This is a genomic window from Megasphaera sp. SW808 (genome assembly GCF_012027795.1).
In the GTDB taxonomy this organism is placed as follows: domain Bacteria; phylum Bacillota; class Negativicutes; order Veillonellales; family Megasphaeraceae; genus Megasphaera; species Megasphaera stantonii.
In genome coordinates, this window is record NZ_SJOT01000052.1 from 1 (window position 1) to 1,995 (window position 1,995).

The 1,995-nt window shown below is 44.3% G+C and carries 4 protein-coding genes; all 4 read left to right on the top strand.

All coding sequences use genetic code 11. From position 1 onward, the window contains the following. Positions 1-287, top strand: a 287-nt coding sequence (locus E0L13_RS11795) for a hypothetical protein (protein WP_206081649.1), incomplete at its 5' end; no start/stop codon positions are given. Then, positions 262-849: a GH25 family lysozyme gene (locus E0L13_RS11635; RefSeq protein WP_168062576.1), complete on the top strand. Its 588-nt coding sequence runs from the start codon at positions 262-264 to the stop codon at positions 847-849. The genes E0L13_RS11795 and E0L13_RS11635, both read left to right, overlap by 26 nt. A 7-nt stretch (positions 850-856) precedes the next feature. Beyond that, positions 857-1,240, top strand: a complete 384-nt coding sequence (locus E0L13_RS11640) for a hypothetical protein (protein WP_168062578.1) — start codon at positions 857-859, stop codon at positions 1,238-1,240. Positions 1,241-1,553: 313 nt separating this feature from the next. Then, positions 1,554-1,995 (top strand): DNA N-6-adenine-methyltransferase (locus tag E0L13_RS11645; protein ID WP_346766182.1); only part of this gene is annotated, 442 nt, incomplete at its 3' end.

The following is a 1,995-nucleotide window of genomic DNA, read 5'->3' on the forward strand; positions in this document are numbered from 1 at the left end:
TGATAAAAGAAGCTATTGCTTTTATTAAAGAACGGAACGAGAAGCGTAAGAAGTTGCGAGAGATTTTGATAGAGGACACTTTGAATGCAAAAGGAAAGATACTGCAAATACTCTACTTGTTGCTGGTTATTCCTGCTGCATTTTTCTGGGGTGTAGCGCATATATCGAACTTTATAGCCAGCATCATTGACTATATTGCATCGTGGATAGTCTATTTAATTTTCTATTGTTTCATGAGAAATAAAGAAGGTGAGAACACAGATGACAAGAACACGAAAAGTAATTGACGTTTCCTATTGGCAGCGTGACATCGACTGGGATGCCGTAGTTGCCGCAGGTGCCGAGGGTGTCATCATCAAGATTTCCGAAGGCATGACACCAGAGGAAACATATTGGACACACCTAGACAACGCCAAGAAACACGGACTCTCTTGGGGTGTCTACTGCTATTCTCATGCCACGACACCAAAGGAAGCAGCAGATGAAGCCAATGAAGTCTTGTATCTCTTGCAGGGTGAGCAGCCGTCTCTTGGTATCTGGTTTGACTTTGAAGCTCCTGAGTGTCTGGATGCCTTTGACCCGACAGGGATTTGTAGCAGATTTATTGTCGAATGTAACGAAGCTGGGTGTGCAGCAGGTATCTACGCATCGTTGTCTACACTGACTGATGTTCTTAATTTAAACTTGCTGGCTGACTATGTACCTTTCTGGTGTGCTCAGTACGATGAAGAATGCAACTTCAAGGACTACTATCCCGACAAGATTCTGGCAGGATGGCAGTATTCCGATAGCCAGTACATTGGAGATACAAACGTGGATATGAATGAGTGGTATGCGGAGGATTGGTGATGACAAAATGGAAGAAAAACACAATCGCTCTTTCCTTGTGTGTCTTGCTATCCTGCTTGCCGTCGTGGTCATTGGGGGCGGAATATATCTCTACTCCCAGCACGACCCAGACGGTAACCATGTCAATGACACAGTACAACGAGTTACGGTGGGAGCTGACAGTGTTGGAACAAAACTTGACGAGATTGGAGCAGCTCTCGACAGAGGACAGCTTGAAGTTGCAGAAGCTGAGGACACAGTTGGAGAACTGCAAGATGGCCTTGACGAACGCACAGACCTCATTGACGACAGCAAAGAGCGACTTGACAGAATTGAAGAAATCCTTAACGACATTGCAAAGCGAAATGGAATCAATGGAACACAAGCTGATGGTGAAGGAACGGCAGAATAAAACGTGGGCTGCTATTGCCTGCGGAGCTTTATTATGGGGGTGTACAAAATGAGTAAGAAAGTTTTAATGGTAGAGGTAGACAAGGTATCATACACACGTGCAATACGAAATAAATGCCTTGACTGCTGCGCTGGTAATGATGCAGAAGTACGGCGATGTGAGTTGCCACAGTGTCCGTTATTTCCTTATAGGTTTGGGTGTAGTCCCGCTTCTGCTATAAATAAGTACAAGGAATGTATCAAAATTGTCCCTGCACCTTGATTATTAGGGTGTAGAAGTTGTGGTGCTCGATTCCTAGGGGAGCTTGAAAGAGGTGTTTAAAATAGCAATTAGTGAAGCATTATATAGTAGTAAAAAGGTTGAGTGGGAAACCCCTCAGCCTATTTTTGATTTCATAAATAAAGGATGGCATTTTGATGTAGACGTATGTGCTCTACCTGAAAATGCAAAGTGTGATACGTATTACACACCCGAGCAAGACGGATTGAAGCAGATTTGGCGTGGGGTATGCTGGATGAATCCGCCATATGGCAGAGATATTGCAAAATGGATGAGGAAAGCCTATAACACGGCGAAGTCCAATCATGGGACGGTAGTGGCGTTAGTACATGCTAGAACGGACACAAAGTGGTGGCATGACTACGCTATGAAGGCTACATATATTATTTTTATCAAAGGCCGCTTGAAGTTTGGTAATGCGGAAGCTTCTTGCCCGTTTCCGTCCTGTTTTGTGATTTTTGAGAAGGGCAGGGTAG